We start from the raw sequence: 16,604 nt of genomic DNA, 5'->3' as shown, positions 1-16,604 counted from the left end.
TGCTCACGACACAAAACTGAACGCTTCAGTTTGGTATATCGCAAATAAGATGAATCCTGTGGCGTGTTTAGAAATGACGAAAAAATGCAGCATCAAAACAACACATGACACAGGAGTTCATTTGATGCAGATAAGAAAAATAGAGACTTTCTTGTTTCCTACGCGGGTGTTAACCCGATCAGGTTCTGCGGATCCCGCATTTAATAATGCGATCTCAGCCAAATGGCACTCCGACAAGTGCCGCTGAGTATACTCAGTCTTAGTCTAATGTAAACAGTCTTCGCTAACATTAGACTTGACCATTTGGTTAATCTAAAGCGCAGTTATCAAGCTAGTCAGCCTGCATTTCGAGCGCCATTTTATAGAGATAATTCTTCTTCTCACCCGTCAGTTTCGCCGCCATTGAGGCCGCTTGCTTCACCGGCAAATCTTCCAACAATATGGTTAAAATACGCATGGCTTCGAGCTCTTTTTCGTCACCGCTTTCTTGTGTGAAGCTTAGCATTACGACAAATTCACCACGCATCTGGTTAGCGTCAGCATCAAACATCGCCAAGATTTCAGTTGCCGTACCAGACAAAAAGGTTTCAAAGGTTTTACTTACTTCTCTGGCAAGAACCAGCTGAGCATCATCGCCGTAAACACTCGCAACATCCTTAATTGAATCATAAATACGATGGGTTGATTCATAAAACACCACAGTGCCGGCTTGCGTCTTCCAAGAATCAAATAGATCACAACGAGCTTTCGACTTCGCTGGCACAAAGCCTGCGAAGAAAAATTGATCGGTGGGTAAACCTGACGCACAAAGGGCTGCAATCAGAGCACATGATCCTGGCACAGGCGTCACCGTTAGACCTCGTGCGCGTAAAAAGCTCACAATATGGTAGCCTGGGTCAGAAATAAGTGGCGTACCCGCATCCGAAACCAGGGCAACATTTTTACCCTCTTCCAATAAAGTGGCGACGTATTCGGATTTGTCTTTCTCATTGTGATCGTGAATCGAAAACAGTTTCGCTTCAATACCAAAGTGGTTCAATAATCGACGTGTATGGCGTGTATCTTCCGCCGCGATATAGTCTACTTCGCGTAAAGTTTTTTCAGCTCTGCGGCTAAAATCTTCAAGATTGCCTATTGGGGTGGCAACTATGTATAGCGTCCCCCTCACATCATCTGAACTATGTGCTACCATATTGCCTCTTTTATCTGTCATTTTATGAGCTTATGAGCCTAATTAATCTTCGCATCATATCATTAACCGTCTGTACATTTCTGCTAAGTGCTTGTAGCTCGACGAATTTAAATAGGTCGCAAGGCACTTTACCGGAATATATACCGCCTAGTAGCCAAGAAAGCACAGTTCCAGACAGTATTTACCACCCTTATAAGGCCCCAGAAGAATTGCTGTCGGCGTACGACAACGCTCTGCAATTTTACAAACAAGGCCACTATCAACAAGCTCACGATAGTTTGGGTGATAAAATCCTTACCACATCATCACGGATTCAATTTAAAGCGTTACTATTGGCAGCTTTGATCGCCGCAAAATTAGACGATCCCCTCCAGGCCATGGCACTATTAGGGCAAGCAGATCAACTTGATTCAGCTAGAGAACCTGGTTATCAAATTCAACTGAATGAAACCAAAGCCGTGGTTTTGGAATACACAGGGCACTGGGCTGAAGCCATTACCCTGCGTTTATCATTAGAAAATACGCTTAGCGGTGATGACAAAACCTACAACCAAACCGCGTTATGGTCTTCTATTCAAAACCTAACAGACACACAACTTGCAAAACTGAAACAGAACCCACAAGCTGACTTAGCGGGTTGGCTCACTATCAGTAGTATTTTGCGTAATCAAACCCTATCAGTTGAGCAGCAACTTACTCAGTTCCAACGCTGGCAGGCGCAATTCCCTGAACACCCGGCTGCAATCAGCCCTCCATTAGACTTTAGCGTCATTGCCAAACTTGGCGAAATGGCGCCACAAAAAATTGTCCTAATGCTGCCAATGGGCAGCAAACTAGAACGCGCCTCTCAAGCTATCCTCGACGGTTTTTTCTCTGCTTATTACCATCAAAAAACCAAACGTGCAGATATAGAGATCATCAATACCGACGCTTATCCGAATATCACAGACGCATTGGCCACTGCCAACAAGCTGAATCCCGATGTTATTATAGGGCCGCTTAAAAAGAGCAATGTAGCACGCCTTAGCTTGTCGACCTTGCCGCACCCAGTGATTGCACTCAATCAACTGGCCAATAACAGCTATCGAGAAAATCTCTTTCACTTCTCTTTAGGCTCTAGCGATGATATTCATGAACTGATCCATTTCGCCAAACAAGCCGGCGCCAAAAAAGCCGCTATTTTGAGCACACAAAGTACTTGGGCGTTAAGACAAAGTGATGAGTTTTTACAAGCCGCGAAACAAGACAAGATAAGCGTGACAGCAAACTTATCCTATAAGAATGCGTCTCGGGATCGCCAAAACGCAGTACAAAAACTGTTACTGGTCAACGAAAGCAAACGCCGTATTGCACTGGTACAACGCTGGACAGGCGAGCGCGTTGACAGTGTTGCAAGACCCAGACAAGATCTAGACTATGTGTTTTTTGTTGGCAAACTCAGTGATGCAAAGCAGGTTCGCCCTCTTTTAGATTATTACTTTGCGAAGCAGATCCCCATGCTGGCCAGCAGCACATTGAATGACACACCACCTGAGCGCAATATTAATTTTAACGATATTGAGCGTATTTTATTCACGGAAATTCCTGCGATCGCTCAGAAAAGCAGCCTGCTTGACGAAGTTTCAAATGACAGAGATTCCAATATTTTACGCCGTCTGTATGCGCTCGGTGCTGACGCCTATTTGCTCGCCAACCGCTACCCTTTGTTTGTTCAACTAAAAAGTACACGACTTTCTGCTAATACAGGCATTATTACCATGGATAAAAATGGTATATTCCATAAACGACCTGAGATTATGACTTACCGAAAAGGAAATTTGGTTAATGCCGTCAGTACTCAATTTTTTCACCAGGAAGAAACGGAACTCCCCTAAAAACAATGGAGAGAAAGCCGAACAAGCTGCAGAAGACTATCTTTTGCAGCAAGGACTACGACTGATAGACAGAAATTTTCACAGTCGTATGGGAGAGATTGATCTCATTTTCCTAGACAATAAAACCTATGTGTTCGTTGAGGTGCGCTTTCGCGCCAACGCATCACACGGCAATGCCGCAGAGAGCCTTAGTGAGTCAAAACTAAGAAAAATCAGACTCACTGCGGATTACTGGTTACAACAGAATAATAAATCAACAAATGCCTGTCGTTTCGACGCCATATTGTTTGATCAAGCAATAGACACTCAACATTTAACTTGGCTTAAAGCAGTATTTTAACCACTATGGATTTTCAAGAAGCGATCTACACACAATTTGCCCAAAGTTTTGAGGCTCAACAACAAGCATTAGAAAGCTTGCCACCTTATATTGAGCACGCCGCTCGAGTTATTTTCTCTAGCGTCGCCGCCGGCGGTAAGGTCATTTGTGTAGGCAACAGCACAGGCTCACACCTCGCCCAGTATTTTAGTACACTGATGCTAGACAGAATGGACAGGGAAAGACCGGGGTTACCTGCCATCAATCTCAGTGGAGACGGCGCTGCCTTGCTCGCTATCACCCATAGCGACAGTTACCATGACGTTTTCTCTAAGCAAATTACTGCCATCGGCAATCCTGGAGATATCTTGTTTGTGATTGCCAATCGAGGCAATACCTCTCCGATTATCCAAGCGATTCAAGCGGCCCATGAAAGAAAAATGAACATAGTCGCGCTCACCAGCCCAGAAGCCAAAAACGTGTCTTCTTTAACCTCTCGCGACGACACCGAAATTAAAATTAATTTATTAGGCACAGCACGTGTTCACGAATGCCAAATTACCGTCATTCACACCTTAATTGATTTACTTGAACGCCAGCTGTTTGGCTACGAAGAGTAATAAACACCAACAAAAAAAGAGCCCTCAGGCTCTTTTTTTGTTTTACAGTGCATCGATCGATGCTGCACCTTAATCCCATTCTCAGGTTATTTTACAACCTTTAATGTGAAGGCTTTCTTTTCTGGTTTTGGTGGCGTAGGTTCTGTCGGGCTATCCGGAAACTCTTCGTCAGGAAAAACAAAGCCATCACCATTTTCTTTCGCGTATAACGCCAATGCCGCTTTCATCGGCACATATACTTGCATCGGCTTACCACTAAAGCGAGCCTCAAAAGAAACCGCCTCTTTGTCCATAATCAAATGTCGCACCGCAGACATACTAATATTAAGCACGATCTGCCCATCTTGAACAAATTCTCTTGGAATCACCGTACCTTCTTGCTCAGCATCAACCAACAGATATGGCGTCATGTCATTATCAGATACCCACTGATACGCCGCATTCAGCAAATAAGATCTTTTAGGTAACATTACAACTCCTACATCTTTCACCTTAAATAATAAGGCCAAAGTAATACGCGTTTTTACTTTATTTCCAACTCGGCCAGCCCGTCACAGACAGCTTAACCAAGACTAATCTATGCTACTTTCGCACACAGCTGATACAAAAAAGGAGCCACAACAGCCCCTTTTTTCATCTACATCAGACACATTAGTCTAGACGCATTTCCTGCTCTGCTTCAGACAAGCTCTCTTTGAATGATTCACGAGAGAAAACCAAGTCCATGTATTTATGCAAAGAAGCCGCTTGATCTTTTGGAATATCCACACCCAACGCTGGCAAACGCCATAAGATAGGTGCAAGACAACAATCAACAATGGTAAATTCTTCACTCATGAAATACGGCTTTTCTTCAAAGATTGGAGACACGCTGATTAAGCCTTCTCGCAACTCTTTTTGTGCTTGCGCAACCGCTTCTTTGTCTTTACTAGAAAGAATCAAATCAACCAATTTCGCCCAGTCACGTTGTATACGGTACATGTACAAACGACTTTCCGCACGAGCAACAGGGTAAACAGGCAATAGAGGCGGATGAGGAAAACGCTCATCTAAATATTCCATCATTACGTTTGGCTCATAAAGAACCAAATCACGATCCACTAATGCTGGCAATTCATTGTATGGATTCACATCAGCCAATTCATCTGGCTTATTGAATGGGTCCACATCAATGATGTCAACAGTAACGGCTTTCTCAGCCAGCACGATACGTACTCGATGACTGTAGTGATCTTCACCATCGGAGAAGAACGTCATTGAAGAGCGCTTAGCAATAACACCCATGTATAACCCCTATCTTAAAAACAACACAGACCCAACCGGGCCAACGATTAAAATGACCAACCAAGCCCGCTTCAACAAAGCCCCTTGATCAGTCGATAATTTTATTCAAGATCCCGCCAAAACTCTCTTTTCAGCAGATACGCAAAAAGCGTAAACAAACCAATAAAAAGCAGCACTTTCAATCCAAGTGACTCCCTTTTAGACCTTGAAGGGTCTGCAGTGTAAGTCAAAAAATTGGCGATATCATACGCTACTTTTTTAAATTCTTGGTCTGTTAATTGACCTTTTATTTCGCCATCAACAATAACACAGTTCGAATCACCCAATGTAACGGATGTGGCATGCTTACCATCAAAATCGCGCGCTTTGTCTTTACAACGCAACCAACGCTCTCCCTGCAAATGCTCTAACACATTTGGCATCATTGAATTCGGGAGGACTCGGTTATTCACGCCAAAAGGACGCGATTTATCTTGATAGAATCCCTGCAAGTATCGGTAAATCCAATTAGGATCATGGAGACCTGCTGCCAGCGTTAAATCTGGCGGAACCACACCAAACCAAGCTTTCGCCTCGGACTTTGATATTGCTGATGTAATTTGGTCGCCCATTCTAGCATATTTTGGCAATAAATTTTCGGCAAATAATGATTTAGGAATAGTTAAATCTTCCGCAATTCGATTATATCGGACATATTCCAGTTGATGGCAAGAAGAACAGTAATTTGAATACAGTGCGAAACCGCGCTGTAACGACTCAAGATCCTGCAAATCCGGCACTATTTTAGTCACCCCCTCTCCTTGCGCAAACAGCATCGGCGATAAAATCACTAGACCGAACCAGCATACGTAGCGATGCCATAAAATGCTCATCCATTAAATCCTTTCCGGTACAGGCCGAGTCACTTCATAACGGGAGTACCAAGGCATCAGTAAAAAATAAGCAAAATAGAAGACACAGCAGACCTGAGCAAGTCGCGTTGATGCCAGCGATGCAGGCAAGCTCCCTACCACCCCCAAGACCACGAAACTTAAGCAAAACAGCACCATAAACAACTTACTTAAACGCCCTTTATAGCGAATAGAAGTAACGGCACTGCGATCCAACCAAGGCAAAAAGAAAGGCATTAAAACAGCTAGCATCATCACTAAAGCCCCTAAAAATTTTGCCTCGAAGCCAAACAAAGAAAAAGTGACGGCACGCAGCATGGCGTAAAAAGGCGTGAAATACCATACCGCAGAAATGTGTTCTGGGGTCTGCAATCTATTGGCAGGCTGTAAATTTGTCGGCTCAAGAAAATACCCTTCCATAGTGGGATAAAAGAACACCACACAGCAAAATAACAACATAAAGACGCCGATAGCCACGAGATCTTTTGTGACGAAATACGGATGGAACGCCACACCATCTAAAGGCACACCATTGTGGTCCCGATACTTTTTGATATCGATTCCTGCAGGATTATTGGAGCCCACATGACGCAAGGTAGAAAGATGCAAAAACAGTAATGCCAACAACAATAACGGAAAGGCAATGACATGCAAGGCGTAAAATCGCTGCAAAGTCGCCGCAGAAACATAATAGTCCCCACGAACCCACTCTTGTAAGCCTGGACCAATAACAGGAATACTGCCAAAAATTGAGGTGATAACTTGAGCTCCCCAATACGACATCTGTCCCCACGGCAACAAATAGCCTAAAAAGCCCTCAATCATGATGACAAAGTAAAGCGTCATACCAAATAACCAAACCAGTTCTCGCGGCTTTTTATAAGAGCCATACAATAGGCCACGCAAAATATGCAGATACAAGACGATAAATAAGGCCGAGGCACCTGTGGTATGGAGATAGCGTATCAACCAACCATATGGCACATCACGCATAATATATTGGATCGAGGCGAACGCCTTCTCTGGCGATGGCTGGTAACTCATGGCCAACCAGATCCCACTAAACAGCTGATTAACCAATAATAACAGCGCCAACACCCCAAACACATACATGATGTTGAGGTTTTTAGGTAGATAATAGTCTGTGAAATGTTTTTTATAGAATGACTTAATCGGGAGCCTGTCATCCAACCAAGTAATGAATTTGCCCAGCAATGCCATCAACCATTTACCTCGCCATCGATACCAATCTCAAGCAGAGTCTCGCTTTTATAATAATAAGGCGGTACAACCAAGTTCGATTGAGCAGGAAAATGCTTATACGCTCTACCTGCCAAATCAAACTTCGAACCATGACAAGGGCAGATAAAACCACCACGCCACCCCCCATCAAGGTCTTGAGCGGAGTGCTCTGGGTGATAAATTGGCGAACAACCAAGATGGGTACACACCCCTACCAAAACAGAAATCTCAGGCTTAAGTGAGCGATATAGGTTTTGTGCGTAACTGGGCTGCTGAGCTTGTTGCGAGAAAGGGTCAACCAAATACGAGGTCAAATCAGACAATTCGGAAACACTCTGAGCACTCCTTCTCACCACCCAAACCGGTTGCCCTTGCCACTCCACTGTCATCTGCTGTCCAGGCTCTAGCTTGCTAATATCCACCCGAAGCGGCGCGCCAGCGGCTCGACTTTGACGACTTGGTTGCCAAGCCGCAATAAATGGCGTCGCAATACCAACACCCCCTACCGCGGCTAACGTACAAGTAGAACCGATGAGAAATTGACGACGCTTTTTGTTCACCATTCTTGTCACTAGCAGCACACTCTTTATCAGTTTTTAAGCTATCACCGACTCCAAAAAACGCTCTGCACATCAGAATCGAGCCGATAGTTAGCACAACAAAGCCATAGAGCTAAACGCATTTTATGCAATAAAGGCACTTAACTCTATGTCTTCTTAGTTTGCCACTAAATTTTAAGCAAAAAAAACGCCTGGTGCATAAACACCAAGCGTTTTGATAATCTGAAAACGAAAATTAACGTTTTGAGAACTGAGGACGACGACGTGCTTTGCGTAGACCCACTTTTTTACGTTCAACTTCACGAGAGTCACGAGTAACGTAACCAGCAGAACGTAGAGTGCGACGTAGTGTTTCGTCGTATTGCATCAATGCACGTGTGATACCGTGACGGATCGCACCAGCTTGACCAGAGATACCACCACCTTTAACAGTGATGTAAACATCAAACTTTTCAGTAGCTTCAACAAGCTCAAGAGGCTGACGAACAACCATGCGAGCAGTTTCACGACCAAAGTACTGATCAATTGAACGGTTGTTGATAACTAGGTTACCAGTACCGGCTTTAAGGAACACACGAGCGGTAGACGTTTTACGACGACCTGTACCGTAGTATTGAGTAGCTGACATAATGATCTTCCGTATTAAATGTTAAGGGCTTGAGGCTGTTGAGCAGCATGTGGATGCTCAGTACCAGCGTACACTTTCATTTTCTTGTGCATTGCGCGGCCCAAAGGACCTTTTGGCAACATACCTTTTACGGCGATTTCAAGAACGCGCTCAGGAGCGTGATCAATCAACTTCTCGAAATTCATAGAACGCAAGCCGCCTGGGTAACCAGTGTGGCGGTAGTATTGTTTCGCAGCTGCTTTGTTACCAGAAACGTGAACTTTCTCAGCGTTAATAACAACGATGTAATCACCAGTGTCAACGTGAGGAGTGTATTCAGCTTTATGCTTACCGCGTAAACGACGAGCGATTTCGGTAGCCAAACGGCCTAGAGTTTTGCCTTCAGCATCAACCACGAACCAGTCGCGGCGTACTTCAGCAGGTTTAGCTGTAAAAGTTTTCATCAAAAAACCCTTTCAATACGCGTATTCGGTAAATACGCTATACCTATTATTATTGGTTATTAAAGCACTTTCGTTTTTTAATAACGTACACTTACCTTTAAAAAGGCGTGCGAAGTATATACCAACGCAAGCTAAGAATAAAGGCGAAAGACGCTTTTATGGGCGATGCTCTAAAGACAAATACTCTTCAGATTGCATTTCCAATAAACGACTCACAGTTCGGTCGTACTCAAAAGCCAAACGCGTACCAGTATAGATGTCTGGAATAGCAACATCCGCAGTAATAATCACCTTCACATGACGGTCGTAAAACTCATCGATAAGGTTAATAAAACGGCGCGCCAGATCATCTCGACTGGCATCCATTTGTGGCAAATTTGCAATCAAAACGGTTGAGTAGAGCTTGGCAATTTCGATGTAGTCTACCTGACTACGCGGCCCGTCACACAAGGCTTTAATATCAAACCAGGCCATCGTTTCACAGCTTTTAACGAAAGGAATTTGGCGTCCTTCGATCTCCACAGCGCCATTCTCTTCAATGTGTGAGGCATCTGAAATCAAACTCATAAAGCGAGTCGCCAGCACGTCATCGGATTCAACAGTCAGCGGGTAATGGTAAAGCTTAGCCTGCTTCAGGGTTCTCAAACGATAATCAACGCCACCGTCAACATTCAATACCTTGGTGTGCTTATTCACCAGATCAATCGCTGGCAAGAAGCGCGCACGCTGCAAACCGTTTTTATACAAGCCATCTGGCTCAATATTGGAGGTGGCCACTAGGGTGGTGCCATTTTTAAACAACACATCCAGCAGTCCAGCTAAAATCATCGCATCGGTAATGTCGGTCACAAAAAACTCATCAAAGCACAATACTTGGGCTTTCTCAGAGATCTGCTTACCGACAATTTCTAATGGATTTTTTACATGCTCAAGCTTGCGCATTTCTTGGTGCACCATCTGCATAAAGCGATGGAAATGCAAACGCATTTTCTTCTCAGTTGGCAGACACTCAAAAAAAGTATCCATCAAATAGGTTTTACCGCGCCCTACTCCCCCCCAAAAATACAAACCCGTTTCCACTTCAACGTCTTTTTTCTTACGAAACAGTCCAAACAAACCACCTGAAGAAGTCTGGTTTTGCTTTGCTACCAATCGATCAAACAAGTCCTGAAGTGCTTCTACTGCTTCTTCCTGTGCTGGGTCGTAATGAAAATCTTCTTTTTCTAAATCCTGCTTATATCGAGTAATAGGTGTCATCGTTGCTCTTTCGTTGCAATTGAATTAATAAATCACATTCTATCAAATAGAGACTTAAACAACACCTAGCAAGGTGTTATCGTAAAGAGGATTTCGGCTATAATAGCCTCTGATTTTTGGGAGTACATCATGAACTTGGAAGAATTCAACGTTATTGTTTTCGTCACTGGCGCCATTGTCGGCTTTGCCATTGCACTTGCGTTAAAAAGCATCACTTCGAAAAGCACAGAGAAAGATTCTTCCTCTAGCTCGAATGCCATTACAATTAAATCTTTGCAACAAGAACTCGATAAGAAACAAGTCATCATTGACAACTTCTTTTCAGACAGTAATGAGCATTTGCTAACCGCTGAAAAACGCTTAGCTGAGTTAAGAAAAAACCTCTCTTCAGGTGCCAGCCAATTAAGTCACATCGACATACCGGCTTCTATTAACTCACAAAGCACCAATGTTGTCGAAGAAGACATTACCGAACCACCGCGCGACTACGCACTGAAAAGTGACGCGGAGCAAGGTATGCTCAGCGAAGACTTCGGGTTAAAAAACAAACCCGAATCAGTAGAACCCACCAGAGCAATTTAATAAAAAAAAGAGGCGAATTAATCAGCCTCTTTTTTTTTCATTCCAGCCATCTTACGCTGGGTTATCAATATCAATAAATACCGCGTCCAAGCCATATTCTTCGCGTAACAAGAGCGCCATGGATTGCGCCCCAAAACGCTCAGTTGCGTGATGCCCAGCAGCAACGAAATGAATACCCAATTCACGGGCGATGTGAATCGTCTGCTCCGACACTTCTCCAGTAATAAAGACATCAGCCCCTGCTTGATAAGCCTGTTCAATGTAACCTTGCGCACCGCCAGTACACAAAGCAACGGTTTTAATCGGCTTGTCAGATACCTTTTCTAGCAACACTTGACGACTCACCGCTTTTTCTACTCGCAGCTTAAATGCATGTGCATCCATTGCTTGATCCAGCTCGCCAATCACACCAATGGCTTCTGCCAACGGTAGATGTGGCTGCAAAGGTCGGCGCTCGACCGTTAACCCTATCGCATCCGCGAGCCCGGCATTATTACCGTACACAGGATGCGCATCTAACGGCAAATGGTAACCAAAGAGGTTAATGTCGTTTTTGATTAAGGCAGAAAGGCGGCGATATTTCATGCCGGTTATTTCTGGCGCTTCGTTTTTCCAAAAGTATCCGTGGTGCACAAAAATAGCGTCAGCACCATGCTCAATAGCCGCATCTATCAGCGCCTGACTTGCCGTCACCCCAGTCACCACTCGCTCAATCGTATTTTTCCCTTCCACCTGAAGGCCATTGGGCGCATAATCTTTAAAAAGGTGCGGACTCAACGTACGATCTAATAACAGCTTAAATTCACTTCGCAGCAAAACAACCTCTATCTATGAATCAGAAAAATCAGTGGACACCGCTTATTATCGCCATTCTCTTTGGCACTTGTATAGGACTTACCACCTTACTTATTCAAGAAAAGAATAAAGTGGCAGAAAACAGCTATGCCGCTCCAGTGGAAAAAGCAGCACCTTCGGTTGTTAACATTTACACTCAGGTACAAGCTAAAAACACGCCACTGCAAGACAACCCACTAAAAGATCATTCACACCTCCAAACCGTCAACCTAGGCTCAGGGGTGATCGTCTCCAAGAATGGCTTTATACTAACCAACCACCATGTCATTCAAAATGCCCAACGAATTGTGGTTGGCCTACATGATGAACGTCAGATTGAGGCCAAGCTTATTGGCTCGGACCCCTCAACCGATCTAGCCGTACTCAAAATAGATGAGCCAAACCTTACCCCCATCAAACTGGGTAGCAGCCATGCCATTTCCGTTGGCGATAAAACCCTCGCCATTGGCAATCCTTTTGGTATTGGCCAAACCGTTACTTCCGGCATTATCAGCGCAAAAGGCCGTAACAGTATCGGCCTAAACACCTACGAGAACTTTATTCAAACCGACGCCGCGATCAACCCTGGCAACTCAGGTGGTGCACTCATTAATTTGCAAGGTGAGCTAATTGGCATCAGCTCCGCTATTTATTCCAGCAGTGGCGGCTCTCAAGGAATCGGCTTCGCCACTCCTATTGATGATGCGGTGCAAGTGATGCATGACTTGATAAAGCACGGCCGAGTGGTACGCGCGTATTTGGGAATGGACGCTAAGAAGATCACCTCAACAATGGCGAAAAGCCTCGCCCTACCCGTTGAGCATGGTTTAATTGTGAGCGAGATTACGAAAGAAAGCCCTGCCGATAAAGCAGGTATAGAAATAGGCGACATTATTGTCAAAATCAACAACGCCACCAGCGACAACCCATTTAAAACACGAAATTTGATTGCCTCAATGAAACCTGGAACGACCATCTCACTATTGGGTTACCGAGGAAGACAGTCGTACCAAGCTAATATCAAGCTAGAAACACAACCCGCAATGCAAAGCATTGATTATTGAGCTATTTCAACTTTTTCTTTTAAACGCTGCAAACTCGCTTCGAAATTACTGCCGGCAATTCTATTTGCAAAAAAGGCCAGATAAGGACTTAGAAAACCCGCCCTTAGCTGCCCTTCTATTTCCCAATCGACATTGGTGCTAGCGTCATCTCCGCTCACGTAAATGGTATTGCGAACCAGATCGACACCCGCTTTAGGCTGCACATCAAAAGCAATCGTATTGGTGGTTACTGTAGTAAACGTCAAACTTCCCTTATCGGCTGAATCCGCATAGGAAATTGACACACTATCGCCGGGCTGAAAAAGGCCCTCATGTTGATCAACTTTACCACCACTAATAAACATCCAGTCAGGCAAAGAATGCCCACCAAGCAAAGCATTTACCACCACATCATGCGGCTTATTAACGATAATGCTGCGCTCTACACGATAGTCAGTTGGCAAGAAAAACCCTAGCACCACAACCGCCAAGATCACTAACGCAGAAACTCTAGTGACCTTACGAAGCTGATACAACGCCTTAGGGTGAGAAGAAGACTTCTTACTCACCTTTTGCCTCCTGCGCACTTTTCTCAGCACTAACAGCATCTGCTAAAATACGATATTCTGCTGACATGGCATGGGCTTCTAGTGACTCACCACGAGCCAATGGCGAAGCTATTTTTGCCAAATCACTGGCCCCTTGAGGAGAGCAGTTGATCAACGAGCTGCGCTTTTGAAAGTCATACACACCCAAAGGCGATGAGAAACGCGCTGTTCCTGATGTTGGCAACACATGGTTTGGACCCGCACAATAATCACCCAGTGCTTCTGGCGTATGACGACCCATAAAGATGGCACCAGCATGACGAATTTTTTGCGCCCATTTTTCTGGCTCATCAACCGACAATTCAAGATGCTCTGCTGCGACAATATTGGCAATGTCCATGGCTTCATCCATGTCTTTAACATGAACAAACGCACCACGGTTTTCTAAAGAAACCTGAATAATGGCGTTACGACTTTGGGTCTCAATTAAACGCTCCATTGAAGCTTTAACCGCTTTAATAAAGTCCAGATCAGGCGAGATTAAGATAGATTGCGCATCTTCGTCATGCTCAGCTTGCGAGAACAAGTCCATCGCAATCCAATCAGAGTTGGTCTTGCCATCACACACCACCAAAATCTCAGAAGGTCCAGCAATCATATCAATACCCACAGCACCGAATACCATTCGCTTGGCTGTGGCGACAAAAATATTGCCTGGGCCAACAATCTTATCCACCTTAGGAATGGTTTCTGTACCGTAAGCCAAAGCTGCTACGGCTTGCGCACCACCTATCGTAAAGACTCGATCCACGCCAGCAATGTAAGCTGCCGCCAATACAATGTCATTGACCACACCATCTGGTGTTGGCACAACCATAATGATTTCACTAACCCCAGCCACTTTCGCCGGCATTACATTCATCAACACAGACGATGGGTAAGCCGCCTTACCACCTGGAACATAAACCCCTACTCGGTCTAAAGGTGTTACCTTTTGCCCCAGTATGGTTCCATTACTCTCTTGATATTGCCAAGATGGCTGCTTTTGATGCTCATGGTAATCATTAACACGCTTAGCAGCAGCCTCAAGGCTAGCGACCAATTCATCACTCACACGCAATTTGGCCGCGGCCATTTCTTCACGTGAAATTTCTAATTCACTCGCCGCGCTCACATCGCGACGATCAAAGCGGTTGGTAAACTCAATAACCGCTTGATCTCCTTTTTTACGCACCTGAGTGACGATATTTGCGACACTCTCTTGCACAGTAACATCCGAAACGGAGTCCCAAGCAAGCAAGGCTTCAAACTCGGCTAAAAACCCTTCTGACTGCGTTGTAAACTCTCTAATATTTAACTTCAACTACTTGCCCTCGTTCTCTTCGACAGCCCCACGCAACATTTCGATGATGGGCTCAATTTGAGCATATTTCGTTTTATAAGCCGCTTTATTGACCACTAAACGGGTACTAATGTCCGCAATAAAGTCTCTTGGCTCCAAACCGTTTGCTTTGAGTGTGTTGCCAGTATCTACAATATCAACAATCAAATCAGCCAAGCCCATAATAGGCGCCAATTCCATCGCACCATACAACTTGATCACATCCGCTTGAACGCCCTGCTCAGCAAAATACGCTTTCGCAGTTTTGGTAAATTTAGACGCCACCTTCAAACGGCGTTTTGGCAACTCAGCACCCACCGCGCCTGCTGTCATCAATCGGCATTTAGCGATTTTCAAATCCACCAGCTCGTACAGGTTTTTTGTGGATGCCTCCATCAATACATCTTTACCGGCAACACCAAAATCCGCCACACCATGCTCTACATAGGTAGGCACGTCTGTGGCGCGCAAAATCACCAACTTTATGTGCTCATGGTTAGTATCAAAAATTAGCTTACGACTTTTATGGATATCTTCAGCCGGAATAATATTGGCTTTTTCCAGCAGTGGTAATGTCTCACCTAAAATACGCCCTTTTGAGAGCGCGATTGTTAATGTGTTACTCATGCTAATTTAATACTCGCGAAATTTTTGCACCCAACGCACCGAATTTTTCTTCGATACACTCATAACCACGGTCAATGTGATAAATACGGTCAATCTTAGTATCGCCTTCTGCGACTAGGGCCGACAATACTAAGCTGGCCGAAGCGCGAAGATCAGTGGCCATGACTGGCGCCCCTTTCAGAGAATCACAACCACGCACAATCGCCGTGTTGCCATTCACCTCAATATCCGCCCCCATACGCAGCATTTCATCCACGTGCATAAAGCGATTTTCAAAGATATTTTCCATCACTCGTCCGACCCCTGTGGCCACCGAGTTTAAGGCAACAAATTGCGCTTGCATGTCAGTCGGGAATGCTGGGTATGGCGCGGTACTAATGTTTACCGCTTTCGGGCGACGCCCTTCCATATCCACTTCAATCCAATCTTCACCGCAGCTCACTTTTGCCCCGGCTTCTTCTAACTTGGCCAATACCGCTTCTAACGATTTAACATCCGTATCAATGACTTTTACCTTGCCGCCAGTAATGGCCGCGGCCACCAAAAAGGTGCCGGTTTCGATACGGTCAGGCATCACTGGGTAAGAAGTACCGTGCAGTTTCTCCACCCCTTCAATGGTAATCGTATCTGTGCCGTGACCTTCAATCTTAGCGCCCATTGCAATCAAACACTTGGCAAGATCCACCACTTCTGGCTCTTTCGCGGCATTCTCTAGTACCGTTTGCCCATCAGCTAAGGTCGCAGCCATCAATAGGTTTTCAGTACCTGTAACCGTCACCTTATCGAAGAAGATTCTTGCACCTTTAAGACGACCATCGACACTGGCAACAATATCACCACCTTCTACAGATATAGTCGCACCCATGGTTTCCAAACCACGCAAATGCAAATCCACTGGTCGGCTACCAATCGCACAACCACCAGGCAAAGACACGGTTGCCTTACCAAAATGACTGACCAATGGGCCCAACACCAAAATAGAGGCGCGCATGGTTTTCACCAATTCGTATGGTGCTTCAGAGTTATTCAAGGTAGAAATATCCAGTTGAACACTCATTTTCTCATCGACAACAACACCACAACCCATGGAGCCAAGCAATTCCAGCATGGTAGTAATATCATGAAGATGCGGCAGATTTTTAATTGTAATCAGTTCTTTTGTCAGCAAGGTGGCAGCCAAAATAGGCAGCGCAGCATTCTTTGCGCCTGAAGCACGCACAACACCCTTCAGTTTCGTACCACCGGTAATCAGTAGCTTATCCATATATGTAATCTCTTCT

At 44.8% G+C, this 16,604-nt stretch carries 19 protein-coding genes and 1 riboswitch; of the genes, 5 read left to right on the top strand and 14 right to left on the bottom strand.

Annotated features, from left to right (window positions below):
• Positions 1–138: 138 nt before the first annotated feature.
• Positions 139–243: riboswitch (TPP riboswitch) on the bottom strand.
• Between the two features lie 88 nt (positions 244–331).
• Positions 332–1,192, bottom strand: a complete 861-nt coding sequence (gene rsmI / locus DFP81_RS14705; protein ID WP_181903112.1) for a 16S rRNA (cytidine(1402)-2'-O)-methyltransferase — start codon at positions 1,190–1,192, stop codon at positions 332–334.
• Positions 1,193–1,224: 32 nt separating this feature from the next.
• On the opposite strand from rsmI, the gene DFP81_RS14700 reads away from it, so the two are divergent.
• The 3 genes from DFP81_RS14700 to DFP81_RS14690 are packed head-to-tail and all read left to right on the top strand — an operon-like array spanning position 1,225 to position 4,005.
• Positions 1,225–3,066: a penicillin-binding protein activator gene (locus tag DFP81_RS14700; protein WP_115898663.1), complete on the top strand. Its 1,842-nt coding sequence runs from the start codon at positions 1,225–1,227 to the stop codon at positions 3,064–3,066.
• Positions 3,017–3,406, top strand: a complete 390-nt coding sequence (locus DFP81_RS14695) for a YraN family protein (RefSeq protein ID WP_115898662.1) — start codon at positions 3,017–3,019, stop codon at positions 3,404–3,406. Before DFP81_RS14700 ends, DFP81_RS14695 begins: the two co-directional genes overlap by 50 nt.
• A gap of 5 nt (positions 3,407–3,411) precedes the next feature.
• Positions 3,412–4,005, top strand: a complete 594-nt coding sequence (locus DFP81_RS14690) for an SIS domain-containing protein (RefSeq protein ID WP_115898661.1) — start codon at positions 3,412–3,414, stop codon at positions 4,003–4,005.
• 86 nt (positions 4,006–4,091) lie between these two features.
• Here DFP81_RS14690 and DFP81_RS14685 read toward each other — a convergent pair whose 3' ends face one another.
• The 8 genes from DFP81_RS14685 to zapE all read right to left on the bottom strand — a co-directional run bounded on the left by DFP81_RS14685 (position 4,092) and on the right by zapE (position 10,309).
• Positions 4,092–4,475 carry a ClpXP protease specificity-enhancing factor gene (locus tag DFP81_RS14685; protein ID WP_115898660.1) on the bottom strand — a complete coding sequence of 128 codons (384 nt, stop codon included), beginning with the start codon at positions 4,473–4,475 and terminating at the stop codon, positions 4,092–4,094.
• A 181-nt stretch (positions 4,476–4,656) separates the two neighbouring features.
• Positions 4,657–5,289 carry a glutathione S-transferase N-terminal domain-containing protein gene (locus DFP81_RS14680; RefSeq protein WP_115898659.1) on the bottom strand — a complete coding sequence of 211 codons (633 nt, stop codon included), beginning with the start codon at positions 5,287–5,289 and terminating at the stop codon, positions 4,657–4,659.
• Between the two features lie 101 nt (positions 5,290–5,390).
• On the bottom strand, positions 5,391–6,161 hold the full coding sequence (locus DFP81_RS14675) for a cytochrome c1 (protein WP_115898658.1): 771 nt from the start codon (positions 6,159–6,161) through the stop codon (positions 5,391–5,393).
• A gap of 3 nt (positions 6,162–6,164) precedes the next feature.
• A complete protein-coding gene (locus tag DFP81_RS14670) occupies positions 6,165–7,400 on the bottom strand; it encodes a cytochrome b (protein ID WP_181903109.1) in 1,236 nt (411 codons plus the stop codon).
• Entirely contained in the window at positions 7,400–7,984 is a 585-nt protein-coding gene (gene petA, locus DFP81_RS14665) for a ubiquinol-cytochrome c reductase iron-sulfur subunit (RefSeq protein ID WP_115898657.1), read from the bottom strand. The genes DFP81_RS14670 and petA overlap by 1 nt, the downstream gene beginning before the upstream one ends.
• Before the next feature lie 232 nt (positions 7,985–8,216).
• Positions 8,217–8,609: a 30S ribosomal protein S9 gene (gene rpsI, locus DFP81_RS14660; RefSeq protein ID WP_115898656.1), complete on the bottom strand. Its 393-nt coding sequence runs from the start codon at positions 8,607–8,609 to the stop codon at positions 8,217–8,219.
• Between the two features lie 14 nt (positions 8,610–8,623).
• Complete coding sequence (rplM, locus tag DFP81_RS14655) at positions 8,624–9,052, bottom strand: 50S ribosomal protein L13 (protein ID WP_115898655.1); 429 nt, start codon at positions 9,050–9,052, stop codon at positions 8,624–8,626.
• A gap of 156 nt (positions 9,053–9,208) precedes the next feature.
• A complete protein-coding gene (gene zapE, locus DFP81_RS14650) occupies positions 9,209–10,309 on the bottom strand; it encodes a cell division protein ZapE (RefSeq protein ID WP_115898654.1) in 1,101 nt (366 codons plus the stop codon).
• A gap of 129 nt (positions 10,310–10,438) precedes the next feature.
• Between zapE and DFP81_RS14645 the strand changes: the two genes are divergently transcribed.
• The gene (locus tag DFP81_RS14645; protein ID WP_115898653.1) at positions 10,439–10,891 is read left to right on the top strand and encodes a Z-ring associated ZapG family protein; all 453 of its coding nucleotides are present in this window, start codon (positions 10,439–10,441) and stop codon (positions 10,889–10,891) included.
• 51 nt (positions 10,892–10,942) lie between these two features.
• Here DFP81_RS14645 and DFP81_RS14640 read toward each other — a convergent pair whose 3' ends face one another.
• Complete coding sequence (locus DFP81_RS14640) at positions 10,943–11,707, bottom strand: Nif3-like dinuclear metal center hexameric protein (RefSeq protein ID WP_115898652.1); 765 nt, start codon at positions 11,705–11,707, stop codon at positions 10,943–10,945.
• A 14-nt stretch (positions 11,708–11,721) separates the two neighbouring features.
• On the opposite strand from DFP81_RS14640, the gene DFP81_RS14635 reads away from it, so the two are divergent.
• Positions 11,722–12,789: a S1C family serine protease gene (locus DFP81_RS14635; RefSeq protein ID WP_115898651.1), complete on the top strand. Its 1,068-nt coding sequence runs from the start codon at positions 11,722–11,724 to the stop codon at positions 12,787–12,789.
• On the opposite strand, the gene DFP81_RS14630 is transcribed toward DFP81_RS14635, so the two are convergent.
• From DFP81_RS14630 to murA, 4 genes are read right to left on the bottom strand one after another with little or no spacing between them, the layout of a single operon-like run.
• Positions 12,783–13,337 (bottom strand): SRPBCC family protein, encoded by a 555-nt coding sequence (locus tag DFP81_RS14630; RefSeq protein ID WP_245959182.1) that lies wholly within the window; start codon positions 13,335–13,337, stop codon positions 12,783–12,785. The genes DFP81_RS14635 and DFP81_RS14630 overlap by 7 nt on opposite strands.
• Positions 13,330–14,679 carry a histidinol dehydrogenase gene (gene hisD / locus DFP81_RS14625; protein WP_115898649.1) on the bottom strand — a complete coding sequence of 450 codons (1,350 nt, stop codon included), beginning with the start codon at positions 14,677–14,679 and terminating at the stop codon, positions 13,330–13,332. Before hisD ends, DFP81_RS14630 begins: the two co-directional genes overlap by 8 nt.
• Positions 14,680–15,324 carry an ATP phosphoribosyltransferase gene (gene hisG, locus DFP81_RS14620; RefSeq protein WP_115898648.1) on the bottom strand — a complete coding sequence of 215 codons (645 nt, stop codon included), beginning with the start codon at positions 15,322–15,324 and terminating at the stop codon, positions 14,680–14,682. It lies immediately after the preceding gene.
• 1 nt (position 15,325) lies between these two features.
• Complete coding sequence (murA, locus tag DFP81_RS14615; RefSeq protein WP_115898647.1) at positions 15,326–16,588, bottom strand: UDP-N-acetylglucosamine 1-carboxyvinyltransferase; 1,263 nt, start codon at positions 16,586–16,588, stop codon at positions 15,326–15,328.
• Between the last annotated feature and the right edge of the window lie 16 nt (positions 16,589–16,604).

The sequence above is a fragment of the Marinomonas pollencensis genome, from assembly GCF_003387375.1.
Lineage (GTDB): Bacteria > Pseudomonadota > Gammaproteobacteria > Pseudomonadales > Marinomonadaceae > Marinomonas > Marinomonas pollencensis.
Note: the sequence above shows the minus strand (reverse complement) of the source record. Positions and strands in the feature narration are given on the sequence as shown.

What these genes read in the sequence shown, in the direction of transcription:
- rsmI (WP_181903112.1), bottom strand. Translation starts at nt 1,192, where the DNA reads ATGGTAGCACATAGTTCAGATGATGTGAGGGGGACGCTATACATAGTT.
- DFP81_RS14700 (WP_115898663.1), top strand. Translation starts at nt 1,225, where the DNA reads ATGAGCCTAATTAATCTTCGCATCATATCATTAACCGTCTGTACATTT.
- DFP81_RS14695 (WP_115898662.1), top strand. Translation starts at nt 3,017, where the DNA reads ATGCCGTCAGTACTCAATTTTTTCACCAGGAAGAAACGGAACTCCCCT.
- DFP81_RS14690 (WP_115898661.1), top strand. Translation starts at nt 3,412, where the DNA reads ATGGATTTTCAAGAAGCGATCTACACACAATTTGCCCAAAGTTTTGAG.
- DFP81_RS14685 (WP_115898660.1), bottom strand. Translation starts at nt 4,475, where the DNA reads ATGTTACCTAAAAGATCTTATTTGCTGAATGCGGCGTATCAGTGGGTA.
- DFP81_RS14680 (WP_115898659.1), bottom strand. Translation starts at nt 5,289, where the DNA reads ATGGGTGTTATTGCTAAGCGCTCTTCAATGACGTTCTTCTCCGATGGT.
- DFP81_RS14675 (WP_115898658.1), bottom strand. Translation starts at nt 6,161, where the DNA reads ATGAGCATTTTATGGCATCGCTACGTATGCTGGTTCGGTCTAGTGATT.
- DFP81_RS14670 (WP_181903109.1), bottom strand. Translation starts at nt 7,400, where the DNA reads ATGGCATTGCTGGGCAAATTCATTACTTGGTTGGATGACAGGCTCCCG.
- petA (WP_115898657.1), bottom strand. Translation starts at nt 7,984, where the DNA reads ATGGTGAACAAAAAGCGTCGTCAATTTCTCATCGGTTCTACTTGTACG.
- rpsI (WP_115898656.1), bottom strand. Translation starts at nt 8,609, where the DNA reads ATGTCAGCTACTCAATACTACGGTACAGGTCGTCGTAAAACGTCTACC.
- rplM (WP_115898655.1), bottom strand. Translation starts at nt 9,052, where the DNA reads ATGAAAACTTTTACAGCTAAACCTGCTGAAGTACGCCGCGACTGGTTC.
- zapE (WP_115898654.1), bottom strand. Translation starts at nt 10,309, where the DNA reads ATGACACCTATTACTCGATATAAGCAGGATTTAGAAAAAGAAGATTTT.
- DFP81_RS14645 (WP_115898653.1), top strand. Translation starts at nt 10,439, where the DNA reads ATGAACTTGGAAGAATTCAACGTTATTGTTTTCGTCACTGGCGCCATT.
- DFP81_RS14635 (WP_115898651.1), top strand. Translation starts at nt 11,722, where the DNA reads ATGAATCAGAAAAATCAGTGGACACCGCTTATTATCGCCATTCTCTTT.
- hisG (WP_115898648.1), bottom strand. Translation starts at nt 15,324, where the DNA reads ATGAGTAACACATTAACAATCGCGCTCTCAAAAGGGCGTATTTTAGGT.
- murA (WP_115898647.1), bottom strand. Translation starts at nt 16,588, where the DNA reads ATGGATAAGCTACTGATTACCGGTGGTACGAAACTGAAGGGTGTTGTG.